Consider the following 25614-nt stretch of genomic DNA (forward strand, 5'->3'; position numbering starts at 1 on the left):
CCGATCACTTGCCGGCCGCCACGTCGTCGATGATCCCCTGCAGGGTGGTGCTGGTCGTCGCACCCAGGACGCGGGCAGCCGCTCGTCCCTGCAGGTCGACGACCAGGGTGCTGGGGATGGCCGAGGGCGGCAGGTCGCTGAGCTTGAGCAGCAGGTCGCCGTTGGGGTCGAAGAAGCTGGGGTAGGTCACGCCGAAGGAACGGTCGAAGGCCTGGGCGGTGGCAGCCGAGTTGTCGCGGGTGTTGATGCCGATGAATTGGGCCACGTCGGTGGTCGCGGCGGCGGCCGCGACCAGGTCAGGGGCCTCCTTGCGGCAGGGCCCGCACCACGAGCCCCACACATTGAGGACGAGGACCTTGCCGCTGTGGTCGGCCGTCGAGAGCGCCTCGCCGTGGAGGTCGGTGCCCTCGAGCACCGGCAGCACCTTGCGCTGGTTGACGGGGATCATCGTGAACGAGCCGTCACCGACGACGAAGCCGACCTCGCTGCTGGCGGTGGGGTTGTCCTGGCAGCCGGCCAGCGCGACGGTGGCGGCCAGCCCCAGCCCTGCCCGGAAGATGTGGCGCCTGGTCAGTGGAGCGCTCATTTGCCACCAGCGGAGAAGTTCATCCGGCGGTCCTTCTCGGGGATCAGGTCCTTGGCCGGTTCGGCGTAGCTGACCCGCACGACCCGGCCCTGGCGCAGGTGGAAGGTGGTGACCGAGGCCAGCGTGCACTCACGCTTGCGCGGGTCGTGCGGCAGTCGGCTCCCTTCGGCGCTCAGCCTTGCGACCCAGATCGGCAGCTGGTGGCTGACCACGACCGCCTGCCCCCCGGCCTCGATGGCCGTATCGGCAGCCACCTGCAGGGCCCACTGCATGCGGGTGGCGACCTCGGTGAAGGGTTCACCCCAGCTGGGCTTGAGCGGGTTGCGCAGTTTCCACCAGTTGCGCGGGTCCTTCAATGCCTTGTTCCCGCGGCCGAACACCATGCCCTGGAAGTCGTTGGCGGCCTCGATGACCAGTGGCTGCTCGACCACCTCGACGTGGGGGAACCGGGCCGCGATCGGGGCCATGGTCTCTTTGGCACGCTGCAGGGGCGAGGTCGCCAGGTGGGCGATGGGCAGTTCGGCCAGGTGTTCGGCGACCCGCTCGGCCATCGCGGCCCCGCGTTCGGTCAGCCCGTAGCCCGGCAGTCGCCCGTACAGCACACCCTCGGGGTTGTTGACCTCGCCGTGGCGCACCAGGTGGACGACGGCCTCGGCCGTTGCTGGCTGGTTCACTGTTCCTCCTGGCTGGGCCACGGCCCACACGTCGGTGGGGCGGTGCCGGGTCATGTGCTCCGACCATGATACGTGAGGGCCCAAGGCCGGGCCAGTTGACCGCCCGCGGGGTGGGAAATGCATTCAGGTAAGGCATTCCTTGCCTAATTCCCCGAAAGTGAGGGTTGCCTTTCCTTCGTTGTGGCAAATGTCACGGAGGAATAGAATGCCGACATGACTGCTGTTGACCTTTCCGAAGCGAATTCCGGCTCGACCATCATTGGTCGATTCACGGGTACCGACGGTGAGCGTCGGGGTGGGCTCGAGCAGAAGCTCAACGCCCTGCGGGCCGGGGTGCTCGGCGCCAACGACGGCATCGTGTCCACCGCTGCGGTGGTCGTCGGGGTCGCCGGGGCCACCACCGCCACCGGCACGATCGCCATGGCCGGCATCGCGGCGGTGATCGGCGGGGCGGTCTCGATGGCACTGGGTGAGTACGTCTCGGTCAGCAGCCAGCGTGACAGCGAACAGCACATCATCGACCACACCCGCCGCGCCCTGCAGCAGGATCCTGAGGCCGAACTCGACGCCCTGGCCGGCCTGTACGAACGGCGCGGGTTGACCTCGCAGACCTCCCACGAAGTGGCGCGACAGTTGTCGGCCCGCGACCCCTTGGATGCGCACCTGCGCGAGCGCCACAACATCGACGCCACCGACGTCGCCAGCCCCTGGCATGCCGCGGCCGCCTCGTTCATCGCCTTCGCCGTGGGAGCACTGCTGCCGCTGCTGGCCATCCTGCTGCCCGGGCCCGAGCTGCGGGTACCGATCACCTTCGTCGCCACCCTGACCGGGCTGGCCCTGACCGGGGCAGTCGCCGCGGGCATCGCCGGCGGTTCGAAGCGTCGGGCCGCCACCCGGGTCGTCATCGGTGGCGCCCTGGCCCTGGCCGCGACCTACCTGATCGGCTCCCTGCTGGGCACCACCGGCATCGTCTGACCCGGGCCCCTGACGTCTCGGGGCCCTATTTCCACCCGCCCATGCGGGCGGCCAGGGCGTCGCCGACCCTGGTGGGCAATACCCGACCCAGGGTGAGCATCGCGCGGGCCTGGGCCCCGCCGGCATACCGCGCCCGTGGTCTGCGGTCGGTGAGTGCCCGCTCGACGGCGCGGGCCACGACGTCGGCGGGGACCGTCCGGGGCTGGAGGACGCCCACCATCTTGCGCATGCCGACTGTGTGGGGACGATAGAGCTCGCGGTGGTCGGGCGACATGGCCTCCTCCATGTCGTCCAGCATGGTGTCGATCTCGCGCCAGGGCCCGGTGTCGGTGGGGCCGGGCTCGACGACGGACACGCCGATGTGCCACGGCCGCAGTTCCACCCGCAGGACGTCGGCCAGCCCCTCGATCGCGAACTTGGAGGCACAGTAGGCGCCCTCCATCGCCACCGGGGTGCGGCCACCGGTGGAGGAGATGAACACGATGCGCCCCGCCGCTGCCCGGATCCTCGGCAGGCAGGCCTGGGTGACGGCGACCTGGCCGAACAGGTTGACCTCGAACTGGCGGCGGAAGTCCGAGATGCTGACGGCCTCGACGGGGCCGAGCACGCCGATCCCGGCGTTGTTGACCAGCCCGTCCAGACGCTCCGGGAGCACCTGGGCCAGGGCGGCGATGTGCGCCTCGTTGGTGATGTCGAGCAGGACTGGCGTGATGCCGACGTGCTGCGCGGCCAGGCGTTCGGCACTGGCCTCGTCCCGGACCCCGGCAAGGACTGTCCAGCCGGCCGCGGCGAGCCGCAGGGCGCTGGCCTCGCCGATGCCTCGACCGGCTCCGGTGATGAGTGCTGTTGGCATTCGGGCTGCCTTTCGTCCGGGCGAGATTGCCACTGCCGACACTACTCTCGTAGTGAGCTCATGACACTACTTCTATAGTGGTGATATGACCGCGCTTCGAGAACGGGCCCTGGCTGCTGCCATCGAGTTGCTGGGCACGCAGGGTTTGAAGGCGTTGACGCATCGCCGGGTCGATGAGCGGGCGGGGTTGCCGCCGGGGTCGACGTCCAACTACTTCCGCACCCGGGAGGCCCTGCTCGAGGGTGTCGCCGAGGCCATCCTCGACCGGGAGCTGCGCGGCATCGACCCGGCGGGGTTCGCCCCGCAGTCGGTCGATCAGCTGGTCGACCTGCTCGTGGCGTTGCTGGACCGCACCACCGGCGAGCAACGGGTCCTCACCAGCGCACGCCTGGTCGTCTTCGTGGAGGCCGCACACCGGCCCGCGCTGAGTCAAAAGCTCTCGGGTGGGCGCGCGGCCATGCGGGCGTTCCTCGAGCCGGTGCTGGCACACCTCGGGGCCGACGACCCGCAGACCGCGACCGCAGCGGTGATGGCCTGCGCGGAGGGGCTGATCCTGCACCGCATCGCCCGGCACGACAACTCAGACGTGCGTCCACTGCTCGAGCTGGTGCTGCGCTCGGCGCTGTAGCTGGATTCCTCGTCCTGCACTCTTTGCGTGGGTGCAACGAATACACGTCGTCCGGGTGGGACAGGATGCATTCGTTGCGTTGGCGCAAGGAATGCAAGATCGGACGAGCGCATGGGGCAGGAAGGGGGCCCGCAAGGGTGCGCGCTGGCCGGACGAGCGAGTCAGCTGCCGACGGGGCGGCCGCGACGACGCTGCAACGACGGACGAACCGTCGGCTTCTTGCGGGCGATCAGGTCCTGCTTGCGGGAGATGGCGAACTCGGCGAGCTTGTCGGCCAGTTCAACCACCGACGGGTTGTCGGCCTGCACGTCGACCCGCAGGCCGTGTTCGCGGCACGTCTCCGCCGTCTGGGGGCCGATTGCAGCGATGATGCTGACCTTGTGCGGCTTGCCGGCGATGCCGACCAGGTTGCGCACGGTGCTCGACGAGGTGAACACCACGGCGTCGAACTTGCCGGTCTTGATCGCTTCGCGGGTCTCTGCCGGCGGCGGGGCGGCCCGGACGGTGCGGTAGGCCACCACGTCCTCGACCTCCCAGCCGAGGTCGACCAGGCCGGCGGCCAGGGTCTCGGTGGCGATGTCGGCCTTGGGCAGCAGCACCCGGTTCATCGGGTCGAGCATGTCGTCGTAGGCCGGGAACTCCGCGGCCAGGCCGGCGGCCGACTGCTCCGAGAGCGGGATCAGGTCGGGTTCCAGGCCCCAGGCCCGGCAGACCTCCGCGGTGGCGGCGCCGACCACGGCGATCTGGATGCCACCGAAGGCGCGGGCGTCCAACCCGTACTCGAGGAACTTGTCACGCACCGCACGCACGGCGTTCGCCGAGGTGAACGCGACCCAGCGATAGCGGCCCTCGACCAGTCCGGTGATCGCCTTGTCCAACTGCTGCGGGGTGCGCGGCGGTTCGATCGACATGGTCGGCACGACCTCCGGCACGGCACCGTGCGAGGCCAGTCGCGAGGTCAGCGTCCCGGCCTGGTCCTTCGTCCGGGGCACGAGCACCCGCCAGCCGAACAGCGGCTTCGACTCGAACCAGTTCAGCGGGTCACGCACGGCCGGGGCGGTGTTGGCGCCCAGCACGATCACCAGCGCCGAGTCGTCGGTGGCGTTCAGGTCCTTCAACACCCCACCCAGGTCGTCCATGGTGGTCGAGATCGAGGCCTGTTCGGGGGTGGCAGCGTTCGCGGTGACCAGCACCGGCTCGTCCGGGTCGCGGTGGGCGGTCCCGGCCAGTTCGGCCACGAGGGCCAGCTGGTCGCCCCGCGCCAGCAGCACGACCGTGCCCGCGGCAGCCAGCTCCGGCAGGTTCTCGGCGTCGGCACCCGGTTCGAGCGTCACCAGTTGGGCGGAGTCACCCAGCGCGACACCGGCGAAACCGGGCAGGGACGTGCGCGCGGCCACACCGGGGATGACGTCGACGTCGAGCCCGGCCTCGGAACACTGGGCAGCCAGCGCCGCCGCCCGGGGCGACAGCAGGGGGTCACCCCAGACCAGGATGGCCACCTGGCGGCCGCGCAGGGACTGCGGGTCGATCTCGTCGAGGCCCTGACGCAGGAGGTGGCGCAGGTGCAGGCGCGGGTGACTGGTGTCGAGGTCGGGCGAGGTGACGATCACCTCGTCGGCCGCGTTCATCGTCTCCACCGCGGCCAGGGTCAGCAGCCACGCCGGTCCCGGCCCGCCGCCGACGAAGGCGACGCGCGTGTGGGTCGGGGTGTCCAGACCTGGTGTTGCTTCGGCCGCTGGCGTCGCTCCGGCTTCCTGCGCGCTCATCGGACCTCCTTGTTCGTGGTGGACCCCATCATGACCAATTCGACTGTCATGGGCTAGCTTCTGTCCCTCTCCGGACGTTCGGCGACATGGCGCCGGGCCTCATGGTAGGAGAGGATCTGCAGTTCCTGGGTGAAGTCGACACTGCGCACATTGACCCCCTCGGGCACCCGCAACGTGGTGGGGGCCATGTTCAACAGGCTCATCACGCCGGCGTCGATCAGGGCATCGGCCACGTCCTGGGCGGCGCTGGCGGGCGTGGCGATGACTGCCAGTTCCACCCCCGACTCGGCCACGGTGCCGGCGAGTTCGCGCTGGTGGGTGACGGTGGTGCCGTTGATGGTGGAGCCGACGATGTCGGGGGCGATGTCGACGATGGCCACCACCTCGAAGGTCTTGGCGGCCAGTTCGAAGTGGCGCACCAGCGCCTGGCCCAGGTTGCCGGCCCCGACCATGGCCACGCGCCACGTGCGGGTGGCCCCGACGATGCGCTCCAGTTCGTCCTGCAGGGAGGTCACGCTGTAGCCCACCCCCCGGGTGCCGTAGCTGCCGAACTGCGCCAGGTCTCGTCGCACCAGGGACGACTGCACGCCGGTGGCGGCGGCCAGCGTCTCGGAGCTGGCAGTGGTGATGCCCTGCTCGAGCATCTCGGCCAGCGCCCGCAGGTACAGGGGCAGCCGACCGATGCTCGCTTCCGAAATGGTGGACGAGTCGCTCACTTGAACACTCCTTGCCAGAGGCCGACGCTTCACGAATCAGCGCTTGTCAGCGCGTATGTGAATGCTCTCACAATTGGGGTGGGGCAGGCCAGTCATGCCCGGCGAGGGCATCACGCAGCTGCGATTCGGACAACGTCCAGTAGGTGAGCAGGCGTCCGTCGACCCATACCACCGGCACGTGGTCGGTGTACCTGGCGGCCAGGGCGGGCTCGGCGTCGACGTCGACCCGGGCCCATTCGTCGGGGCCGCAGAGTTGCTCGGCGACCTGTTCGGCCTGTTCGCACAGGTGGCAGCCGACCCTGCTGAGCACGACCACCCTGGTGCCGGCGACAGCGTCCGGGACGACCAGAGCTTCCGGGACGACCGGGACGAGTTCGGGCTCAGGGACGACAAAGCCCGCACCCTGAGCGGCACCGGTGTCGGTGGCCGCGGGTGCGGTTGCCTGGCGACAAGTGCCGCGTGGGTGGAACCAGCGCGACAGTGGACCGGGAATCAGGTTCTCCGGCGAAGCGTCGACTACTTGCCAGCGCGGCGGCGCTGGATGCGCGTCTTCTTCAGCAGCTTGCGGTGCTTCTTCTTGGCCATGCGCTTGCGACGCTTCTTGATGACAGAACCCACGGTGTGCCTTTCGGAGAGGGTCAAAGATGGTCCGGCGCACGCCGGAGGCAAGGACTGATCATACCGTGCGTGGGCGGGCTGCTCACAATCGCCGGTTCAGGTCAGTTTGGACGACTTGTCCACCACGGCAGTCATGGCGTCCAGGATCGCGGTGCGCAACCCGTGGGCCTCGAGCGTCGCCAGCGCCGCAGCGGTGGTGCCGCCCGGGCTGGTGACCTGCTCGCGCAGGATCACCGGGTGTTCCCCGGTGGCCAGCAGCTCGCTGGCACCGACGAAGGTCTGCCGGACGATGTCGCCGGCCTGCGCGCGGGTCAGCCCCAGGGTCACGGCCGCCTCGATCATCGACTCGGCGACCATGAACAGGTAGGCGATCCCCGACCCGGAGGTCGCGGTGATCAGGTCCTGCTGCGATTCGGGGACGACCACCGCGGTGCCCACGCTGGAGAGCAGTTCGACGGCCACCTCGACGTCCTCGGGGCGGGCCGAGGCGCCACCCGAAATGCCGGCCAAGCCCTGCCCGACCAGGGCGGCGGTGTTGGGCATCACCCGCACCACCCGCGCGGTGGGCAGCAGCCCTTCCAGCACCTCGGTGGACACGCCGGCGGCGATCGAGACGACCAGCACCCCGTCCCGCACGGGCAGCCCCGCCAGGGCGTCGGCGACCTGCTTCGGCTTGACGGCGACCATGATCACATCAGCGTCCGCGACCGCTTCGGCGGCATTGTCGGTGACGTTGATGCCCAAGTCAGCGGCCAGTTGATCACGGCGCACGGGGAAGGCCTCAACGGCGGTGAGCAGCGCCGGGTCCGCCCCGGCCGACACCAGTCCGCTGAGGATGGCACCGCCCATGTTGCCGGCGCCGATCATGGTCAGTCGGCCGAAGTTGCTCATCGTGCGGCCTGCAGCTCCTGGGCGACCAGCTCAGCGATCTGGATGGTGTTGAGGGCTGCGCCCTTGCGGAGGTTGTCGTTGGAGACGAACAGCACCAGTCCGTGGCCCTCGGGGGCGGACTGGTCGACGCGGATGCGCCCGACCAGCGACGGGTCGGCCCCGGCAGCGGCGCGGGGGGTGGGCAGGTCGACCAGCTCGACACCCGGCGCCCCGGCCAGGATGTCGGTGGCCTGTTCGGGGCTGATGGGCTGCTCGAATTCGGCGTGGACGACCAGCGAGTGGCCGGTGAACACGGGCACCCGCACGCAGGTGCCGGCGACCGGGAGCGAAGGCAGGTGCAGGATCTTGCGCGACTCGTTGCGCAGCTTCTGTTCCTCGTCGGTCTCACCCGAGCCGTCGTCCACCATGGCCCCGGCCAGGGCGACCACATTGTGGGCGATCGGGGCGATATAGGGACCGTTGTCGAGCTCGTCCTGGTCGAAGGCGGTGCCGTCATGGGCCAGGCGTTCGGGGTTCGGGGTGTGCTCGATCTGCCCGGCGAGCGTGGCCACCCCGGCCACGCCCGACCCGGACACGGCCTGGTAGGTCGCCACCACCAGCCGTCGCAGCCCGGCGGCGTCGCTGAGGGGACGCAGCACCGGCATCGCGGCCATGGTGGTGCAGTTCGGGTTGGCGATGATGCCCTTTGGTCGCTGGGCGATGTCCTCGGGGTTCACCTCGCTGACCACCAGCGGCACCTCGGGGTCCATCCGCCAGCAGGAGGAGTTGTCGACCACGACGGCCCCGGCGGCAGCCACCTTGGGTGCGTATTCCTGCGAGGCGCCCTTCCCGGCCGAGAACAGGGCGATGTCGATGCCGGAGAAGTCAGCGGTGGCGATGTCCTCGACCACGACGGGGCTGCCCTTGAAGTCCAGGGTGGTGCCCGCCGACCGGGCAGAGGCGAAGAACCGGATCGAGGTGATCGGGAAATCGCGTTCGACGAGCAGCGTGCGCATCACGCCACCGACCTGGCCAGTGGCCCCAAAAACTCCAATATGCATGGCGCCCAGCCTACCGCCGCCGCACCCCCTCCCCCATGGGCCGTCCGCCGGGCGCTCAGCCGGGGCACTCACAACCAGGGTCCTCACAACCAGTGCCGCTCACAGCCAGGAGACGTGCGGCGCCACCAGCGCGTAGCCGACGAAAGCGACCACGTCGATCAGGCCGTGGGCGATCACCAGCGGCCAGACCCGTTTCGTCTTCAGGAAGAACAGTCCGAAGGCGATGCCCATCACCACATTGCCGATGAACCCGCCCCAGCCCTGGTACAGGTGGTAGCTGCCGCGCACCAGCGCCGAGACGCCCAGCACCAGCAGCATCGACCACCCCGCCTGCGCCCAGCGGACGAACAGGTAGCCGACCATCACGACCTCCTCGACGATCGCGTTGGCGAACGCGGCGATCACCAGCATCGGGATGGTCCACCAGTTGTCGGCCAGGTTCGCGGCTGCCACGGTGGTGTTGATGCCGATCGCCTTGGCGAACAGGTAGAACGCCAGCCCGGGCACCCCGATGCAGGCCGCGATCGCGAAGCCCCAGCCGATGTCGAAGGGTGGCCGGTCCCCGTCCAGGCCCATCGACCGGCGCCCGGTGGCCGGTGGCAGCACTGTCACCAGCAGGAAGACCGCCATCAGCGCCGGCACCACCAGGAAGGCCGCGTTGGCGACCTGGTACAGCAGGTCCAACCAGGGCCGGTCGGGGGTGGCCGAGGTGTTCAGCACCGAGGTCTGGGTCGAGAGGGGTTCGGGGCGGGTCATCCGTTCGATGATCCGCAGCACGGCATAGACACCGGACTGGCCCAGGGTCAGGGCGAGCAGCAGCCAGGTCTCCCACTGCAACCGACGCCGCAGCGGGGCGCGGGTGAGCGGCTCGACCACCGGGGTGGCCAGCAGCTTCACCGACGGCTCACGAACTGGCGGCCGAGCAGCGCCACGGTGCGGGGGCTGTCGCTGAGGCGATGGACGACATAGGGGAACCAGTCGGGCCCCGACGGCAGGTAGACCCTCATCCGTCGACCGGTGTCGACCAGCCGGCGGTGCTCGAAGGAGCGCACCCCCAGCAGCATCTGGAACTCGTAGTCGTCGCGGGTGCGGCCGTTGCGGCGCACCAGTTCGTGGTTGATCGACACGATCCGGGAGTCATGGGTCGCGGTCATGGGGTAGGCGGGGCTTTCCATCAGGGTGCGCAGCAACCGGACGAAGCTGCGGTCGACCTGCACCCGTGAGGGGTAGGCGTCGGCTTCGTCGGCGGGGAAGGCCCCCTTGCACAGCCGCACCCGGCTGCCCTCGTGGGCGAACTCGGCCAGGTCGGCGGCCGAGCGGCGCAGCTTGGCCTGCAGGGTGACCGCGACATCGGGGTGGTCACGGCGCAGGTCGACCACCGCCGCCAGCACCGCATCGGTCTGCTGCAGCGGCCCCGCGTCGATGGTGACCGTGGCCCCGGCGGCGGCCGCCCGTTCGACGATCCGGCGGGTGTGGGCCATGGCCAGGGCTGGGCCCTGCTCGCCGAGCGCCAACCCGAGCGGTCCGAGGCCGACCGAGACGTCGAAACCGGTCAGGCCCGAGGCCGCCGCCAGCCGGACGACCTCCAGGTGGCGTTCGGCGACCCGTTCCGCAGCGGCCTCGTCGGCGGCGGTCGTCGCGGACTGGGCAAAGCTCACGTCCATCCCCTTGGACGCATGGTCCAGGGCGACCACCACCGCTTCGGCGGGGTGCTCGCCGGCGAGGAAGCGGTCGAGTACTTCGTCCAGCGCCGGTGGACGACGCAGCCATGACTCGACGTGGCGACTGTCGGCCAGTCGCTCCAGGGCAGTGCGGCGCATCAGCCGTCCCTCCAGTCGTCGCCGATGGCACCGGCCGGGTCGTGCCCGAGCTCCTCGGGGGCGCTGGTGGCCACCAGTTCGAGTGCCGCCTCGGTGTGCCGGGTGGTGGTTTCGTCGACCTGCTGGCCGAGTCGATGGCGCATGTCGATCAGCACCTGCCCCAGCAGCGCCTCACGGGTGGCGCGGTTGCCGGCCCGCCGCGAGTTCACCTCCAGCACCACCTGGCCGGTGTAGCCGGTGGCGACCAGGTCGTCGAGCAGGGCGTAGGCCTCCTGGTTGCCCTCCCCCGGCAGCAGGTGTTCGTCCTTGAAGCTGCCCGAACCGTCGGTGAAGTGCACGTGCTGCAGCCGCCGGCCCCAGTCCCGCACGTACTCACGCGACGACTTGTGCGCGGTCGAGGCATGGGACAGGTCGAGGGTCAGGTACTCGTGGGGCAGGTCGGTCGGGTCCCAGTGGGGCAGGTAGGCCATGAACTTGCCCAGTTTGGTACGCCACGGGTACATGTTCTCCACGCAGAACTTGATCGGCGCGAACTGCTGGTTCAACTTGTCGATGCCGGCGATGAACCCTCGTCCGTAACCCAGCTGCCACCTGAACGGCGGGTGGACCACCACCACGTCGGCACCCAGCCGTTTGGCGGCCTCACCGGAGCGGCGCAGCTTGTCCCACGGGTCAGTGCCCCAGGTCGACTGGGTGACCAGCAGCGTCGGGGCGTGGATGGAGGTCACCGGCACCTCGTGGAAGTCACGCAGGGCCTCGACGCGGTCGATGTCGGAGGCGACCGGGTCAATGCCGATCATCACTTCGACACCGTCGTAGCCCAACCGGGCCGCGAGTTCGAAGCCGCTGGCAGTCGCCTCGGGGTAGACCGACGACGTCGACAGGACGATCCGGTTCTCAGCGCTCACCCCTCCAAACTATCCCCCAACCCCAGCACGTGGCCCGGCCGGACCAAGCAAACCCTTCCCCGCCCACGGCAAAATCGTGCAGCCGCTCGCCGGGGCGTGGTGGCAGCGGCGATACACTCACCCGATGACCCCGCCCACCCCGGCCGGCCGCTCGGACGAAGTGCTCGGCGATGTCACCCGCTACTGGGTCGAGTTCGCCGACCCGGGCGATGCCGACCAGGTCATCCGCGCCGACCTGACCTGGCTGACCAGTTCGTGGACCTGCGTGTTCGGCTCCGGCTGCCGCGGCATTGATGCGTCTCGGCCCGATGCCGGCTGCTGCGCCTTCGGGGCCCACTTCACCGAACCGGCCGACGAGCAGCGCGTGGCCCGGTTCGTGGCCCAGTTGGACGAGCAGACCTGGCAGCACCGCGCCGAGGGCCTGGCCAACGGGTGGGCGATGGACGACCCTCACGCCGACGACCCGGCTGACAAGGACCCGGCTGACAAGGACCCGGCTGGCGACGACCCGGCTGACGAGCAGGACTCCCCCGGCCCGGCCCGCCAGACCCGCCGGCTCGACGGTGCCTGCATCTTCCTGAACGATCCCGGGTTCCCGGCCGGCGGTGGCTGCGCGTTGCACCTGCTGGCACTGCAGACCGGCCGTGAGCCGTGGACGACCAAGCCCGAGGTGTGCTGGCAACTCCCGTTCCGGCGCACCTACCGCCATGGGGAGCGGGTCGACGGGTCACCGGTCCTGGAGGTCAGCATCGGTGAGTTCGTCCGCGATGCCTGGGGGCCGGGTGGGGCCGACCTGGACTGGTACTGCACCGGTTCCCCCACCGCCCATGTCGGCGCCGAGCCGCTGTTCCGGTCGGGGCGCGCCGAGCTGGTGGAACTGCTGGGTGAGCCCGCCTACGCCGCGCTGGCGGTTGAGTGTGAACGCTTCCTGGCCCGCCGGATGCCCCTGCACCCGGCCACCGTGGCGGCCCGTACCCGCTGACCGGCAGGCGGTTGGGCAGGCATGGGCGGCCGAGGGCGATGTGAGCGAGACTGGGATCATGCCCGCTGCTGATGCTCCTCCCCCCGGCCCCGACGGCGACGACGGTGCACGCGAGTGGCCCGCCACCGCGGAAGCCCTGATGAGGTCACGGTTCCAGGCATTCAAGGAGGGTGACTCCGACTGGCTGCTCGCGTCGTGGCATTCCTCGACCCGCCCGCATGAGTTGGACCTGGGCGACAACCCCCGCTGGCGGGGGCTGCAGGTCGTCCGCACCGAGGCGGGAGGCGTCGGCGACGACACCGGCGTCGTCGAGTTCCGGGCGACGTACCTGCTGGCCGGCGGCGAGCTGGGGATTCAGCACGAGGTGTCGCGGTTCGTCCGCGAGGGTGGGCGCTGGTTCTACCTCGACGAGGCGGCAGACAGCCCCCGCATTCAGTAACACCGGTTGCCAACAGGCATTGCGGGGGCCGATTTCGCGGAACCATCGACCGTCGGCCATGATGAAGACATGCATGTGGACCATCTGATCTTCGCTGCGGGGCCCGAGGGTCTGGCGTCCACCGTCGAGCGTCTGGGCGATGCCCTTGGGGCGTCGTTCATCAACGGCGGATTCCATCCTCGCTTCGGCACCCGCAACAACCTGCTGCCGCTGGCCGATGGCCGCTACATCGAGGCAGTCGAGGTGCTCGACCACCCCGCCGCTGACAAGGCAGTCTTCGGCCAGGCCGTGCGCGCCCGCTCCGAGATGGGCGGCGGCTGGCTGGGCTGGGCCGTCTCGGTCGATGACCTCAGCCCCTACGAAGCGCGCCTGGAACGCCAGGCGGTGCCCGGCTCGCGCCACTTCCCCGACGGTCGCCTGCTCGAATGGGAGCAGATCGGCATCCGCGGCCTGATGGCCGACCCGCAGCTGCCCTACTTCCTGAAGTGGAAGTCGGACCCCGAGGTGCAGCCGAGCGCCCTGAAGGGTGAGATCAAGCTGAAGACGATGCAGATCTCCGGCAGCCCCCAGCGGGTGGAGGACTGGATCGGTGTCGAGATCGGCAACGAACTCGACGGTGTCGAGATGCGGTTCCGCTCCGAGAACGGCCAGCCCGGCCTGGACGCGGCCATCTTCGAGGTTCCCGGCCGCGGCGAAGTGCGCATCTGAGCCACCCGCTGGCCGGGCGCCGTCAGGCTGCCCTCGGGACGCGCCCACGCCCCTTGTCCGTGGGTGAGCCCGACAAGTTGTGTCGGTGCCTGCCCCTAGGGTGAACACCATGGCCAAGGCAAAGACGGACGCATTCCACTGCACCGAGTGCGGTTGGACCAGCATGAAGTGGGTCGGCCGCTGCGGCGAGTGCCAGACCTGGGGAAGCGTCGTCGAAGCCGGGGCCCCGAAACTTGCGTCGGTGGCGTCCTCGGTGCCGACCACCCGCGCCGTCCCGATCTCCGAGGTGCCCCCCGGCCAGGCCGACCGTCGCCTGACCGGCATCGGTGAACTCGACCGGGTCCTCGGCGGTGGCCTGGTGCCCGGCGTCGTGGTGCTGCTGGCCGGTGAACCGGGGGTGGGCAAGTCGACCCTGCTGCTCGAGGTCGCCGCCAAGTGGGCCCGCGGGGCACCGCCCGGACGAGCGGGTGACGCGCCAGCCAACCAGGGCGCGGCCGCTTCGGGTGGCCGGACGCTGTACGTGACCGGGGAGGAGTCCGCAGCCCAGGTGCGGCTGCGCGCCGAACGCACCCACGCCCTGGCCGACAACCTCTACCTGGCCGCCGAGAACGACCTCGGCACCGTGCTGGGGCACATCGAACAGGTCGACCCCAGCCTGCTGGTGGTCGACTCGGTGCAGACCATCGGCACCGCCGAGGCCGACGGCTCCCCCGGTGGGGTGACCCAGGTGCGTGAGGTGACCGGTGCGCTGGTGCGGGTCGCGAAGCGACGAGGGATGGCGGTAGTGATCGTCGGTCACGTCACCAAGGACGGTGCGATCGCCGGCCCGCGGATGCTGGAGCACCTGGTCGACGTGGTGCTGGCCTTCGAGGGTGACCGGCACTCCGGTTTCCGGATGGTGCGCGCCACCAAGAACCGGTTCGGCCCGGCCGATGAGGTGGGCTGCTTCGAGATGAACGACTCCGGCATCGTCGAGGTGCCCGACCCGACGCACATCTTCACCACCGAGCACAATGAACCGGTGCCGGGCACCTGCGTGACGGTCACCATGGAGGGGCGCCGCCCGCTGCTGGCCGAGGTGCAGGCGCTGGTCGCGCCCTCGCCGTACCAGACCTCACCGCGACGCACCACCCACGGGCTGGAGAGTGCCCGGGTCGCACTGGCGCTGGCCGTGCTGGAACGCAAGGCACGGATTCCGCTGTCGCAGAAGGACGTCTACGTCTCGACGGTGGGTGGGGCGCGGGTGAGTGATCCGAGCATCGACCTGGCGGTGGCGATCGCGGTGGCCTCGGCGGCGGTGGACCGGAACTTCCCGCAGCGGGTGGTGGCCATGGGTGAGGTCGGCCTGGCCGGGGACCTGCGCCGGGTGCCCGGGTTGGAGCGTCGGGTCGCCGAGGCGGCCCGGTTGGGCTTCGAGTTGGCGATCGTCCCGGCGAACTCGCGCGACAAGTCCCAGAAGCTGCCCCGGATGCACGGGCTGCGGGTGGTGGAGGTCTCCAGCCTCGCCGAGGCACTGGGGGTCCTCGACCTGCGCCGCACGGCGGAGTAGTTCGCATTCAGGGGGAAACGGGGGTGCTCCCGGGTGGTTTCCGGGTGCACCAGGTGGAAGGCTCGCTGCATGAAGCTTGCATTGCGCGTCCTGGCCACCGCCGCCGCCGTCTGGTTCGCCGCGTGGCTGCTGCCCGGCGTCACGGTTGATGCCGGGTCGGACCGGCTCGCCGACACCGTGTGGCTGCTGATCCTCGTCTCGCTGATCTTCGGCGTGGTCAATGCCGTGGTCAAGCCGCTGTTCTCGGTGTTGACCGGCTGCCTGATCCTGGTGACCTTCGGGCTGTTCCTGTTCGTGGTGAACGCGTTGATGCTGATGCTGACCTCGTGGCTGGCCGGTCAGTTCAACCTCGGCTTCAACGTCGACGGGTTCTGGTGGGCGTTGGCGGGGTCCGTGGTGATCAGCGTGGTCAGCGGGTTCATCAACGGCGTGCTCGGCACCGACCGTTCGTCCGCCTGAGTCGTCGTCCCCCGGAACCGATCAGCCCTGGAATCAGTCAGGAGAAGCCGGGCTCGAGCAGCGCCGACTCGGTCATCCGCATCAGCCCGTCGCGGATGCTGCGGGCCTGCTGCACGCTGATGCCCTCGACCTCCGCCAACTGGGCCGAGGTCGCGGCCAGCACTTCCTGCAGGTGGCCGAAGTGGCCGAGCAGTGCCTCGGCCTGGGCCTCGGTGACCCGCGGCACCCCCTGCAACTGCCGGTACCCATGGGCCTGGACCTTCGTGTCGAGGTGCTGTGAGCCGAACCCGAATGCTTCGGCGGCGCGCACGAGGTCGAGCAGTTCTTGGTCGCTCAGCGCCTCGAGCCCCTGGGTGGGGCGCTTGTCGAGGTAGTCGCGGCGCAGCAGTTCGGCCATCTCGTCGCGGCCCTGGCTGACCTCCGCGAGCTGGGTGCCCAGCAGTCGTCCCTCGACCCCGAGCACGACCAGGGCGTCGAGCACCTCGATCTCGAGTCGGCGGCTGTACTCCACCTGCTGTGCCAACCGGACGACGTCGACGACGCTGGCCTGGTCCTGGATTTCGAGCACGTTCAAGGTGCGGGCCAGGGCCGCGATCTGCACCCGGTGGCTGAACATCGCCGTCAACGCCTGGTTGGTGCGGGCCAGCACCAGCTGGGCCGGCTCAACCGGGTACCGGACACCGTCGAGGAACAAGGTGATGGTCGACATCGAGGCACTGACGGTCACCACCGGCACCCCAGTCTGCCGTGAGACCCGGTCAGCCGACCGGTGCCGGGTGCCGGTCTCGGGGGTGGGCAGGTCACCGCGGGGCACGAAGTGGACCCCGGCCCGCACGATCCGGTCGAGGCCCTCGCTCAGGATGATGCCTCCGTCGAGCTTGGACAGTTCCCGCAGGGCGCTCGCGGAGTACTCGACATCGATGTGGAAACCCCCCGAGCTGACCTGGCGGACCTCGTCGTCATTGCCCAGCACGATCAGGGCACCGGTGCGCCCGTGGACGATGCGCTCCAGCCCGTCGCGCAACGGGGTGCCGGGAGCGATCAGGGCCTGGTAGTGCTGCAGGTTCTCGGGGGTCGCCATGACCCGAAGTGTATTCAGGCGAGCACAGTCATCACGTGCTGCGACGGTTCGCCGCCCGACACCAGGGCGGTGGCGACGTAGGTGCCCGGCAGCAGGAAGCGGGAGTCGAGCTGGCAGTCACCCAGTGAGCGGCGGGTGTTCCAGGGGATGGTGTGGGTCCAGGTGCCGCCCGGGGTCAGGCTGGCCTGGCCGCCGAAGCGGTAGCTGGAGCAGTCGTTGGTCGACCAGATCCGGTCCGACCCGGAGTAGATCCGCAGTTCGAACGGGGTCTCGGTGAAGTCGAGCACGCAGGGGCTCTTGCTGGTCAGGGCGATGTTGAGGTTGATCGTGCGGCCGGTATTGACGCGCTGGGCGCCGCTCACCTCGACCACCACGTCGCTGGCCGTGCAGAGCACCGGTCCGGTCGGTGACGGGCTGCTGCTCGGTGAGGGGGACGCACTGGTCGTCGCCGGGCTGGAGGCGGGCGCGGTGGACTCGGTCGCGCTCGTCGAGGCAGTGGACGAGGGCGTTGCCTCCGGGGTCGCGCCCGGCGACCCGGACTCGGTGCCGGTCGGGGTTGATTCGGTTTCCGTGGACTCGGTGCCGGTGGACTCCGGGTCGGTGGACTCGGGGGTGGTTCCCGGGGTGGTCGGCGGGTCGCTCAGTGTCGATTCCGGGCTGGTGGAGACCTGCACGGGGGTGCCGCTGGTGTCGTCACTGCGGTTGAACAGGCTGCTGATGCCCCAGGCGAGCAGGATCAGGACCACGACCAGGATGGCGAGCACCGCAGCACGCCGCTTCCAATAGGTCTCCTCGGGCTCCGGCCCAACTGGATGCAGCAGCGCACTCATGTGCTGAGGCTACAAACCCGACGCGCGAACCTGGCGCAGGCAGGCCGCCAGGCGCTGACTTCGGCGGATGCTGGCAGCGGGCAGTCGCTGGCGTCGGGCGGTCGCTGACATCATGGGCGCATGAACGCCGGCCCACGCACGACTGATCGTCCGCGCACGACTGCTCGTCCGCGTACTGGTCGTCCGCGCTCTGGGGTCATCGCCGACGTGCTCGAGTGGTACGACCGGGCCGCCCGCGACCTGCCCTGGCGACGCGAGGAGTGCACCCCCTGGGGAGTGATGGTCAGCGAGTTCATGCTGCAGCAGACCCCGGTGAACCGGGTGCTGGGGCCGTGGCACACCTGGCTGCAGCGCTGGCCTACGCCGTCCGACCTGGCCGCCGAGGACTCCGCCGAGGCAGTGGCAGCCTGGGGACGACTGGGCTACCCGCGTCGGGCGTTGCGCCTGCACGCCGCCGCCCGCGTGATCCGCGACCAGCACGCCGGCCGGGTGCCCGATGACCTCGAGTCACTGCGGGCGTTGCCGGGGGTCGGCGAGTACACCGCGGCCGCGATCGCCAGCTTCGGATTCGGACGACGCACCCCGGTCGTGGACACCAATGTGCGCCGCGTACTGGCCCGGCTGGAGTTGCCCGAGGGTGAACAGTCCCCCGGGGTGGCCGACCGGCAGCGGGCGCTGGACTGGCTGCCCGAGGACGCGGCGACCGCCGCCCGCTGGGCCGCGGCGTCCATGGAACTCGGGGCGCTGGTTTGCACCGCCCGCTCCCCCGACTGTGGCAGTTGCCCGGTGCGGGATGACTGCGCCTGGCTGGCAGCCGGTCGTCCCGAATCGAGCGCCCCACGCCGCACCCAGACGTGGGAGGGCACCGACCGGCAGTGCCGCGGGGTGCTGCTGGCCGCCCTGCGTGCACACCGCGACGGGCTGACCCGCGAGCAGTTGGTGGCGCTGTGGGAAGACGCCGCCCAGGCCGAACGCTGCCTCGACTCCCTGCTGGACGACGGCCTGGCCAGGTCCCGCGACGAAGTGGGCGCCGCGGGGGCCGGCGAGCACCACCGCATCACCCTGTGAGCGAACCCGGGTGGCAGCCCTGGTCGGGGCGTCCTATAGTGGTGCCACAACCCACGGGAGTCCGGGAACCGGGCTGAGAGGGGGCTAGTTCGCCCCGACCGTCGAACCTGATCTGGGTCATGCCAGCGCAGGGAGATGCTCTTCATGTCGAAAGCCGACATTTACCCGTGCCACTTCTTCCAGAGAGGCACATCATGACCACCAGCAGCACCCCCAAGAAGACTCACCAGGACCACCAGACCCGCCCCGAGGCCGCCGGCGAAGACCTGGCCGCACCCCGCGCCCAGCGCGGCTGGCGAGTGGTCGACATCGTCGTGGCCGCCGTGCTCGGCGTCGCCCTTGGCCTGGTCTTCTGGGTCTGGAACGGCATCGGCGGCGTCTGGTTCGGCGCCATGGACGCCCTCACCCCCGGCCTCGGCGGCCTGGCCGTCGGCATCTGGCTGCTCGGTGGCGTCGTCGGGGGCCTGATCATCCGCAAGCCCGGCGCCGCCCTGCTCGTCGAACTCATCGCCGCGGCAGTCTCGGCCGCGATCGGCAACCAGTGGGGCATCACCACCCTCTACTCCGGCCTGGCGCAGGGCCTCGGCGCCGAACTGGTGCTGCTGTTCTTCCTGTACCGCCGCTTCAGCCTGGGTGTCGCCATGCTGGCCGGTGCCGGCGCCGGGGTCGGGGCTTGGGTGCTGGAATGGGTGCTCGGCAACCGTGCCAAGTCGTTCGAGTTCAACAGCATCTACCTGGTCTGCCTGATGATCTCGGGCGCCGTGCTGGCCGGGGTGCTCGGCTGGCTGCTTACCAAGGCACTGGCCCGCACCGGGGCGCTGGACCGCTTCGCCTCCGGCCGTGAGGCCACCGCCGGTCGTCGGGCGTGATCGCTGAGACCAGGTGATCACGGCAGAAAACTGGGGGTGGCGCCACGCCTCACGCACCACCTGGGCGGTGCAGGACGCCAGCTTCACCATCTCTGAGGGTGAGCGGGTGCTGCTGCTCGGTGCGAGCGGGTCGGGCAAGTCGACGCTGCTGCACGCCCTGGCCGGCGTCATCGCCGGGGACGAGGGCGAACAGGCCGGTCGGCTGCTGATCGACGGGCGCCACCCGACCCGCTGCATCGGGCGGATCGGGCTGGTGCAGCAGGACCCGGAGTCGTCGGTCGTACTGGCCCGGGTCGGCGACGACGTGGCCTTCGGCTGCGAGAACCTGCAGGTGCCCCGCGACCAGATCTGGCCGCGGGTCCACCAGGCACTCGACGAGGTGGGCCTCGACGTGTCGCTGCGCCACCCCACCTCGGCGTTGTCGGGTGGGCAGAAGCAACGTCTCGCGCTGGCCGGGGCGATCGCGATGCAGGCCGACATCCTGCTGCTGGACGAGCCCACCGCCAACCTCGACCCCGACGGCATCGACCAGGTCACCGAGGCCGTCGCCCGGGCGGTGTCCGGACGTCGCCGCACCCTGGTGGTGGTCGAGCACCGCGTCGAGACCTGGCTCGACCTGGTCGACCGGGTGATCGTGCTCGGCGCGGGCGGCGGGATCCTGGCCGACGGCCCGGCCCGGCCCACCATCGAGGCCCAGCGCGAGACACTGCTCGCGGCCGGGGTGTGGGTGCCGGACTCCCCACCGCCGATTCCCGGCGGGGACCTCGCCCGCGGCTACCTCCCTGCCGGCCACCTCACCGGCAGCCACATCCTTGGGGCTTCCTCTGTGTTTGCTGACACAGAGTCAGCAGACTCAGAGTTTGCTGACGGAGAGTCAGCAAACATCGAGGAAGCCGTAAGAGCACCCGGACCGGCACCCCACCGGAAGAGGCCGACGATCCTGTCGGGCCACGACCTGTCCATCGGACGACACCGCGACCACGTGGTCGCCTCGGGGCTCAACGTCGCCCTGCCGGCGGGCACCTCCACGGTGCTGACCGGCGCCAACGGGGCCGGAAAGTCCACCCTGGCGCTGACCCTGGCCGGGCTGCTGCCGCCCCTGGCCGGTCAGGTGCGGGCCGCCGAGTCACTGCAACCACCGGCCCGGACGGGCTGGCGGTGGCGCAAGACCAACCCGGTCGACCCGACCACCTGGCACTCGGCCGACCTGACCACCCGCATCGGCACCGTCTTCCAGGAGCCCGAACACCAGTTCGTCGCCTCCACCGTCACCGACGAACTGCGCGCCGGGCCCCGCGCGCTGGGCTGGGACGAGGCCCGCATCCGCGCCCGCACCGACGAACTCATGGAGGCCTTGAACCTCACCCGGCTGGCCGAGGCGAACCCGTTCACCCTGTCCGGCGGGGAGAAACGCCGCCTGTCAGTGGCCACCGTACTGGCCACCGGGCCCCGCGTCATCGTGCTGGACGAACCCACCTTCGGCCAGGACCGCAACACCTGGGCCGAACTGGTCCGACTCGTCGCCGACCAGGTCAACCAGGGTGCCGCCGTGCTGTCGGTGACCCACGACGCGGCCTACCTGGCCGCGCTCGGCCAGCACCACCTGCGACTCAGCTCGTCCGGGCTCGAGGTGCTGCACGGCGGCCACACCACCGAGGGGGCCGGACGATGAACCGGATCAACCCCGTCACCCGGGTGATCATCGCGGTGCTGCTGTCGATCCCGGTGATCATCACCCTCGACTGGCTCTCGGCGCTGATCATGGCGGTGGTCTGCTTCGGGTTGGCCGTCGCGCTCGGCTTCGGCACCACCCGCATGCTGAAGCGGCTGGTCCCGCTGCTGGTGGTGGCCCCGATCGCAGCGATCTCGATGGCCCTCTACGGCGAACGGGACGGTCGGGTGCACGTCGACTGGGGTCTGGTGGTGATCAGCGACCAGTCCCTGATGCTGGCGCTGGCGGTGTTCATCCGCGTCTTCGCGCTGGGCATCCCCTCGATCCTGCTGCTGACCACCGTCGACCCCACCGACATGGCCGACGGGTTGGCGCAGGTGCTGAAACTGCCGGCCCGCTTCGTGCTCGGCAGCCTCGCCGGGGTGCGCATGGTGGGCCTGTTCCTGGACGACTGGCGCACGCTCGGCCACGCCCGTCGCGCCCGCGGCCTGGGCGACACCAACCGGGTCAGGCGCTGGCTGACCATGGCCTTCACCCTGATGGTGTTCGCGGTGCGACGGGGCTCACGGCTGGCCACCGCCATGGAGGCCCGCGGCTTCGGCGGCGGCCCACGCACCTGGGCACGACCCTCCCGATTGGGCGGCGCCGACGTGGTCGCAGTGCTGGTCGCGCTTGCCGTGGGCGCGCTGGCGCTGGGCGCGGCCTGGTACTTCGACACCTTGTGGATCGTGGGCAGCTGACATGACCCCCCTCGACGCCGGCTCCCCCACCCGCGAGGCGATCGGCCGCGACCAGGTCCCCCACGACCAGCCCACCCGTGACGACCTGCCGCGCGCACTCGCCGACGCCGCCCGCAATCTGGCCCGCGCCAACCCCGCCAACCAGACCGGCACCAACACCGGCTCCCACCCCGCCGGCGACCGGCTCGTCATCCTGGTCGACGGCGGCTCCGGCGCCGGCAAGACCACCCTCGCGCGGCAGCTGGTCGTCCACCTGCGCCGGGAGCGCCCGGCCACCCAACTGGTCAGCCTCGACGACTGCTACCCCGGCTGGGAAGGCCTTGCCGCCGGCGCGGCAATGATCCCCGACATGCTGCGCGCCCACGACCCCGGCCACCCCACCTGGGACTGGGTGGCCCACCGCACCTCCGGCTGGGTCGGGCTCGACCCGCAGGCCGACATCGTCATCGAGGGCTGCGGCGCCCTGACCCCGACCAACCGGGCGCTGGCCGACGTCGGGGTGTGGGTCGAACTGGACGAGCAGACCCGCAAGCAGCAGGCCCTCGACCGCGACGGCGAGGGTTATCGTCCGTGGTGGGACCTGTGGGCGGCGCAGGAACGCGACCACTGGCTGGCCCATCGTCCGCGTGGTCTGGCTGACATCGTGGTCGATTTCTCCGCCGGGGCGCCCCTGTTGCGCTGGTAGATTCGCGGGTATGACCGACGACTTCATCCCGTTCGCCCGGCCGGACATCACCGAGGCCGAAATTGACGCTGTGGCAGACACGATGCGCAACGGGTGGCTGACGACCGGTCCGAACGCTGCCGCCTTCGAGCAGGAGTTCATCGACTTCCTCACCGACGGCGCCGGCGGCATCCACGCGGTGGCGGTCAACTCGGCCACCTCGGGCCTGCACCTGGCCTACGAGGCGCTCGGCATCGGGCCCGGCGACGAGGTGCTGGTGCCGACCTGGACGTTCACCTCGACCGCCGAGGCCGTCCGCTACCTCGGCGCCGACCCCGTTTTCGTTGACAGCGACCCCGAGACCCTGTGCCTCGACCTGGACGACGCCGCCCGCCGGGTCACCGAACGCACCAAGCTGATCGCCCCGGTGCACTACTCGGGGCTGTCGGTGCCCAACCAGGCCCTGGCCGACTTCGCCTCTGCCCATCACCTCAAGGTCGTCGAGGACGCCGCGCACGCGCTGCCCACCCTGAACGAGGGCAAGCTCATCGGCACCCACGGCCACGACGCCACCGTGTACAGCTTCTACGCCACCAAGACCATGGCCACCGGTGAGGGCGGCATGGTGGTCACCCCCCACGAGGACATCGCCAAGCGCATGCGCACCATGCGGCTGCACGGCATCAACCGTGACGTCTTCGACCGCTACACATCACGCAAGCCGTCGTGGCACTACGACGTCGTGGCCCCCGGTTACAAGTACAACCTGACCGATACCGCTGCGGCGATGGGGCGGGTCCAGCTGCACCGCCTGCCCGAGATGACCGCCCGCCGCGCCGCGATCGCCGCCCGCTACGACGAGGCCTTCGCCGACCTGCCGCTGCAGCTGCCGGCCCAACCGGCCGCCGACAGTTCCCACGCCTGGCACCTGTACCCGGTGCGGTTGACCGAGGACGCCACCGTGGACCGCGACGAGTTCGTCGCCCGCATGGTCGAGGAGCGGGTCGGCACCTCGGTGCACTTCATCCCGCTGCACCTGCAGCCCTACTGGCGTGACACGTACCAGCTGGCCCCCGAGATGTACCCGGTGGCCAGCGCCGAGTTCGCCCGCATCGTCAGCCTGCCGGTGTTCAGCTCGATGAGCGACCAGGAGGTCGACCACGTCATCACCGCCGTCCGCGCGGTGCTGTCCTGACCGCGGGGAGTGACCCATCGCCCAACACCCTCGTCCGAACACCCCCCTCGACCCCAAGCCCAAGGAGCACTCGATGACCACCACCGCCAGGCGCTTCACCGCGAAGCGGGTCTTCGACCTCGCGGCCTCCGGTGCGGGGCTCGTGGTGGCCTCCCCGTTGCTGCTGGGTTCGGCGGTCGCGATCAAGGTGGACGACCCGTCCGGCCCGGTCTTCTTCCGGCAGGAACGCGTCGGCCTGGGTGGGCGCACCTTCCGCATCCACAAGTTCCGCTCCATGACCGTGGCCAACTCCGGCGCGCTGGTCACCTCGGCCAATGACGCGCGGATCACCCGGGTGGGTGCGTTCCTGCGCAAGTCGAAACTGGACGAGCTGCCGCAGCTGATCGACGTGTTCGTCGGTGACATGTCCCTGGTCGGGCCCCGGCCGGAGGTGCCGAAGTACGTCGCGATGTGGGGCGAGGAAGCCGCCGAGGAGATCCTCTCGGTGCGCCCCGGCATCACCGACCCGGCCTCGATCGTCTACCGCAACGAACAGGACGAACTGGCCGCCGCCGAGGACCCCGAACAGCACTACGTCGAGGTCATCCTCCCGCGAAAGGTTGCCCTGTACCGCGACTACGTCCGGACGAACTCGCTGCTGGGCGACCTGCGCCTGATCCTGCAGACCCTGGTGACCGTGGTGCGCTCATGATGTGGGACGCGGCGGCTGGCTTCGGAACCGGTCCGGTGGGGGCCACGTCGGACGAGGGCCCGGGCCGGTGTGGCCCGCTTCCTGTTCCTCGAGCGAAAGCATCTGGTGTCCCCTCTTCTGCTGGTCGGAATCCTGCTGTTGGTCATGGGCGTGTGCGCCCGTCTGGTCGGACGACGTGGGGAGCGGGACCTGATGTGGCTGCTCGAGTTCGTCCTGCTGGGCGGCGGCCTGGTGACCGTGCTGATCTCGTTCTGGTGACCGAGGCCCTGGTGACCGAGGCCCTGGTGCCGGTGGGAGGGGCGCAGCGATGAGTTCACCCCAGCAGCCAGCCAGCGGCCCCCCGCAGCAGCAGTCGGCGGGGCGCCCGTCGCCGCAGATGCCTCCGCACATGCGACCTGGTCAGCAGCACCCGCAGCAGCCCCGCCCGGGGCAGCCCGGCCCGGGTCAACCTCGTCCGGGTCAGCCCGGGCTCGGGCAGGCTCGTCCGGGTCAGCCGCAGCCGCGTCCGTGGACCCCGCCGCCTGGTGCCGGGATCGGCCCCCGCCCACCCCAGGGCATGGCGCCGCGACCCATGCCGCAGCAGTTGGGCCAGCCGGGCTGGTACGCGTATCGTCCGCTGACCCCGCCCCCACCGCAGCCGCCCAGCGAGAAGCGCAAGCTGGTCATCATCGCGCTGCTGGCCGCGTGTGCCCTGGCGTTCGTGGGCAGCATGGTCACGCCGGTGTTCTACCCGGCCGGCCAGCCCTGGGCCGGGGGCTTCTTCCTGTGGCAGTGGACCCCGCACCTGCTCGGCGGCGACACCGAGTTCGTCACCGGCTTGTTCGTCTCGTACTTCATCACCACCATCGCCTGCGCGCTGGGGGCATTGGTGGCTGCGGCCGGGATGATGGGCCGACTGTTGACCATGCTCTGGGGACTCGCCCTCGCCGCGGACGTGCTGATCAGCCTGTTCATGCTCTTGCTGCTGGCCGGGGTGGCGGCCGACGACACGGTCGCCTCCGGGCCCGCGACCTGGCTGAACCTGCTCGGCATCGGCCTGGCCATCGCGGCCCTGGCAACCCCGAAGCACCGGATGGCCTGGATGCGCGACTCCGCCGCCTGAGTCGCTCCCCCACCGTGGGCCCGGGCCAGCACTGGACGGGCTCCAGACGCCTCGTCCGGTGTTCTAGACTGACCCAGCGCTGCACCGCGG

The 25614-nt window shown here is 70.4% G+C and carries 30 protein-coding genes and 1 riboswitch; of the genes, 16 read left to right on the forward strand and 14 right to left on the reverse strand.

Annotation, left to right across the window (positions count from 1 at the left end):
* Positions 1-4 precede the first annotated feature (4 nt).
* Complete coding sequence (locus ACQE3C_RS06470) at positions 5-586, reverse strand: TlpA family protein disulfide reductase (RefSeq protein WP_434538360.1); 582 nt, start codon at positions 584-586, stop codon at positions 5-7.
* Positions 583-1260, reverse strand: a complete 678-nt coding sequence (locus ACQE3C_RS06475; protein ID WP_434538361.1) for a histidine phosphatase family protein — start codon at positions 1258-1260, stop codon at positions 583-585. Before ACQE3C_RS06475 ends, ACQE3C_RS06470 begins: the two co-directional genes overlap by 4 nt.
* Before the next feature lie 213 nt (positions 1261-1473).
* On the opposite strand from ACQE3C_RS06475, the gene ACQE3C_RS06480 reads away from it, so the two are divergent.
* Positions 1474-2235 carry a VIT1/CCC1 transporter family protein gene (locus tag ACQE3C_RS06480; RefSeq protein ID WP_434538362.1) on the forward strand — a complete coding sequence of 254 codons (762 nt, stop codon included), beginning with the start codon at positions 1474-1476 and terminating at the stop codon, positions 2233-2235.
* A 25-nt stretch (positions 2236-2260) separates the two neighbouring features.
* On the opposite strand, the gene ACQE3C_RS06485 is transcribed toward ACQE3C_RS06480, so the two are convergent.
* The gene (locus tag ACQE3C_RS06485) at positions 2261-3088 is read right to left on the reverse strand and encodes an SDR family oxidoreductase (RefSeq protein ID WP_434538363.1); all 828 of its coding nucleotides are present in this window, start codon (positions 3086-3088) and stop codon (positions 2261-2263) included.
* A gap of 85 nt (positions 3089-3173) precedes the next feature.
* Between ACQE3C_RS06485 and ACQE3C_RS06490 the strand changes: the two genes are divergently transcribed.
* Positions 3174-3716, forward strand: coding sequence for a TetR/AcrR family transcriptional regulator (locus ACQE3C_RS06490; RefSeq protein WP_434538364.1), 543 nt, complete (start codon positions 3174-3176; stop codon positions 3714-3716).
* Positions 3717-3877: 161 nt separating this feature from the next.
* Here ACQE3C_RS06490 and ACQE3C_RS06495 read toward each other — a convergent pair whose 3' ends face one another.
* From ACQE3C_RS06495 to ACQE3C_RS06535, 9 genes are all read right to left on the reverse strand, one after another.
* Positions 3878-5482 carry a uroporphyrinogen-III synthase gene (locus ACQE3C_RS06495; RefSeq protein ID WP_434538365.1) on the reverse strand — a complete coding sequence of 535 codons (1605 nt, stop codon included), beginning with the start codon at positions 5480-5482 and terminating at the stop codon, positions 3878-3880.
* A 53-nt stretch (positions 5483-5535) separates the two neighbouring features.
* Complete coding sequence (locus tag ACQE3C_RS06500) at positions 5536-6198, reverse strand: redox-sensing transcriptional repressor Rex (RefSeq protein WP_434538366.1); 663 nt, start codon at positions 6196-6198, stop codon at positions 5536-5538.
* Between the two features lie 67 nt (positions 6199-6265).
* The gene (locus ACQE3C_RS06505; protein ID WP_434538367.1) at positions 6266-6508 is read right to left on the reverse strand and encodes a glutaredoxin family protein; all 243 of its coding nucleotides are present in this window, start codon (positions 6506-6508) and stop codon (positions 6266-6268) included.
* A gap of 206 nt (positions 6509-6714) precedes the next feature.
* Entirely contained in the window at positions 6715-6816 is a 102-nt protein-coding gene (locus tag ACQE3C_RS06510) for a 30S ribosomal protein bS22 (RefSeq protein ID WP_002550589.1), read from the reverse strand.
* 96 nt (positions 6817-6912) lie between these two features.
* Entirely contained in the window at positions 6913-7707 is a 795-nt protein-coding gene (gene proC / locus ACQE3C_RS06515) for a pyrroline-5-carboxylate reductase (protein ID WP_434538368.1), read from the reverse strand.
* Complete coding sequence (locus ACQE3C_RS06520) at positions 7704-8756, reverse strand: aspartate-semialdehyde dehydrogenase (RefSeq protein WP_434538482.1); 1053 nt, start codon at positions 8754-8756, stop codon at positions 7704-7706. Before ACQE3C_RS06520 ends, proC begins: the two co-directional genes overlap by 4 nt.
* A 90-nt stretch (positions 8757-8846) precedes the next feature.
* Positions 8847-9644, reverse strand: a complete 798-nt coding sequence (locus tag ACQE3C_RS06525) for a CPBP family intramembrane glutamic endopeptidase (protein ID WP_434538369.1) — start codon at positions 9642-9644, stop codon at positions 8847-8849.
* On the reverse strand, positions 9641-10567 hold the full coding sequence (locus ACQE3C_RS06530; RefSeq protein ID WP_434538370.1) for a proline dehydrogenase family protein: 927 nt from the start codon (positions 10565-10567) through the stop codon (positions 9641-9643). The genes ACQE3C_RS06525 and ACQE3C_RS06530 overlap by 4 nt, the downstream gene beginning before the upstream one ends.
* Positions 10567-11475, reverse strand: coding sequence for a sugar phosphate isomerase/epimerase family protein (locus ACQE3C_RS06535; protein WP_434538371.1), 909 nt, complete (start codon positions 11473-11475; stop codon positions 10567-10569). Before ACQE3C_RS06535 ends, ACQE3C_RS06530 begins: the two co-directional genes overlap by 1 nt.
* Positions 11476-11599: 124 nt before the next feature.
* On the opposite strand from ACQE3C_RS06535, the gene ACQE3C_RS06540 reads away from it, so the two are divergent.
* From ACQE3C_RS06540 to ACQE3C_RS06560, 5 genes are all read left to right on the forward strand, one after another.
* On the forward strand, positions 11600-12457 hold the full coding sequence (locus ACQE3C_RS06540) for a hypothetical protein (protein ID WP_434538372.1): 858 nt from the start codon (positions 11600-11602) through the stop codon (positions 12455-12457).
* A gap of 58 nt (positions 12458-12515) precedes the next feature.
* On the forward strand, positions 12516-12896 hold the full coding sequence (locus ACQE3C_RS06545; protein WP_434538373.1) for a YchJ family protein: 381 nt from the start codon (positions 12516-12518) through the stop codon (positions 12894-12896).
* Between the two features lie 69 nt (positions 12897-12965).
* Entirely contained in the window at positions 12966-13604 is a 639-nt protein-coding gene (locus ACQE3C_RS06550) for a VOC family protein (RefSeq protein WP_434538374.1), read from the forward strand.
* A 109-nt stretch (positions 13605-13713) separates the two neighbouring features.
* Positions 13714-15153: a DNA repair protein RadA gene (gene radA, locus ACQE3C_RS06555; RefSeq protein ID WP_434538375.1), complete on the forward strand. Its 1440-nt coding sequence runs from the start codon at positions 13714-13716 to the stop codon at positions 15151-15153.
* Between the two features lie 69 nt (positions 15154-15222).
* Positions 15223-15612: a phage holin family protein gene (locus ACQE3C_RS06560; RefSeq protein ID WP_434538376.1), complete on the forward strand. Its 390-nt coding sequence runs from the start codon at positions 15223-15225 to the stop codon at positions 15610-15612.
* 37 nt (positions 15613-15649) lie between these two features.
* Here the strand turns inward: ACQE3C_RS06560 and disA are convergent, their stop codons facing one another.
* Positions 15650-16693, reverse strand: a complete 1044-nt coding sequence (gene disA, locus ACQE3C_RS06565; protein WP_434538377.1) for a DNA integrity scanning diadenylate cyclase DisA — start codon at positions 16691-16693, stop codon at positions 15650-15652.
* A 14-nt stretch (positions 16694-16707) separates the two neighbouring features.
* On the reverse strand, positions 16708-17523 hold the full coding sequence (locus ACQE3C_RS06570; protein WP_434538378.1) for a hypothetical protein: 816 nt from the start codon (positions 17521-17523) through the stop codon (positions 16708-16710).
* Between the two features lie 120 nt (positions 17524-17643).
* On the opposite strand from ACQE3C_RS06570, the gene ACQE3C_RS06575 reads away from it, so the two are divergent.
* The 9 genes from ACQE3C_RS06575 (at position 17644) to ACQE3C_RS06615 (ending at position 25524) form a co-directional block, all read left to right on the forward strand.
* Positions 17644-18591, forward strand: coding sequence for an A/G-specific adenine glycosylase (locus ACQE3C_RS06575; RefSeq protein ID WP_434538379.1), 948 nt, complete (start codon positions 17644-17646; stop codon positions 18589-18591).
* Positions 18592-18634: 43 nt separating this feature from the next.
* Positions 18635-18742, forward strand: a riboswitch (TPP riboswitch).
* 43 nt (positions 18743-18785) lie between these two features.
* Positions 18786-19460, forward strand: a complete 675-nt coding sequence (locus ACQE3C_RS06580; RefSeq protein ID WP_434538380.1) for an ECF transporter S component — start codon at positions 18786-18788, stop codon at positions 19458-19460.
* 13 nt (positions 19461-19473) lie between these two features.
* On the forward strand, positions 19474-21132 hold the full coding sequence (locus ACQE3C_RS06585) for an ABC transporter ATP-binding protein (RefSeq protein WP_434538381.1): 1659 nt from the start codon (positions 19474-19476) through the stop codon (positions 21130-21132).
* Positions 21129-21872 carry an energy-coupling factor transporter transmembrane component T family protein gene (locus tag ACQE3C_RS06590; RefSeq protein ID WP_434538382.1) on the forward strand — a complete coding sequence of 248 codons (744 nt, stop codon included), beginning with the start codon at positions 21129-21131 and terminating at the stop codon, positions 21870-21872. Before ACQE3C_RS06585 ends, ACQE3C_RS06590 begins: the two co-directional genes overlap by 4 nt.
* Position 21873: 1 nt before the next feature.
* Complete coding sequence (locus tag ACQE3C_RS06595; RefSeq protein WP_434538383.1) at positions 21874-22557, forward strand: cobalt ABC transporter; 684 nt, start codon at positions 21874-21876, stop codon at positions 22555-22557.
* A gap of 10 nt (positions 22558-22567) precedes the next feature.
* Entirely contained in the window at positions 22568-23731 is a 1164-nt protein-coding gene (locus tag ACQE3C_RS06600; protein WP_434538384.1) for a DegT/DnrJ/EryC1/StrS family aminotransferase, read from the forward strand.
* A 73-nt stretch (positions 23732-23804) separates the two neighbouring features.
* A complete protein-coding gene (locus ACQE3C_RS06605) occupies positions 23805-24422 on the forward strand; it encodes a sugar transferase (protein WP_434538385.1) in 618 nt (205 codons plus the stop codon).
* 105 nt (positions 24423-24527) lie between these two features.
* Positions 24528-24680, forward strand: coding sequence for a hypothetical protein (locus tag ACQE3C_RS06610; protein WP_434538386.1), 153 nt, complete (start codon positions 24528-24530; stop codon positions 24678-24680).
* Positions 24681-24729: 49 nt separating this feature from the next.
* A complete protein-coding gene (locus ACQE3C_RS06615) occupies positions 24730-25524 on the forward strand; it encodes a hypothetical protein (protein ID WP_434538387.1) in 795 nt (264 codons plus the stop codon).
* Positions 25525-25614 lie beyond the last annotated feature (90 nt).

The organism is Aestuariimicrobium sp. Y1814 (genome assembly GCF_050113895.1).
In the GTDB taxonomy this organism is placed as follows: domain Bacteria; phylum Actinomycetota; class Actinomycetes; order Propionibacteriales; family Propionibacteriaceae; genus Aestuariimicrobium.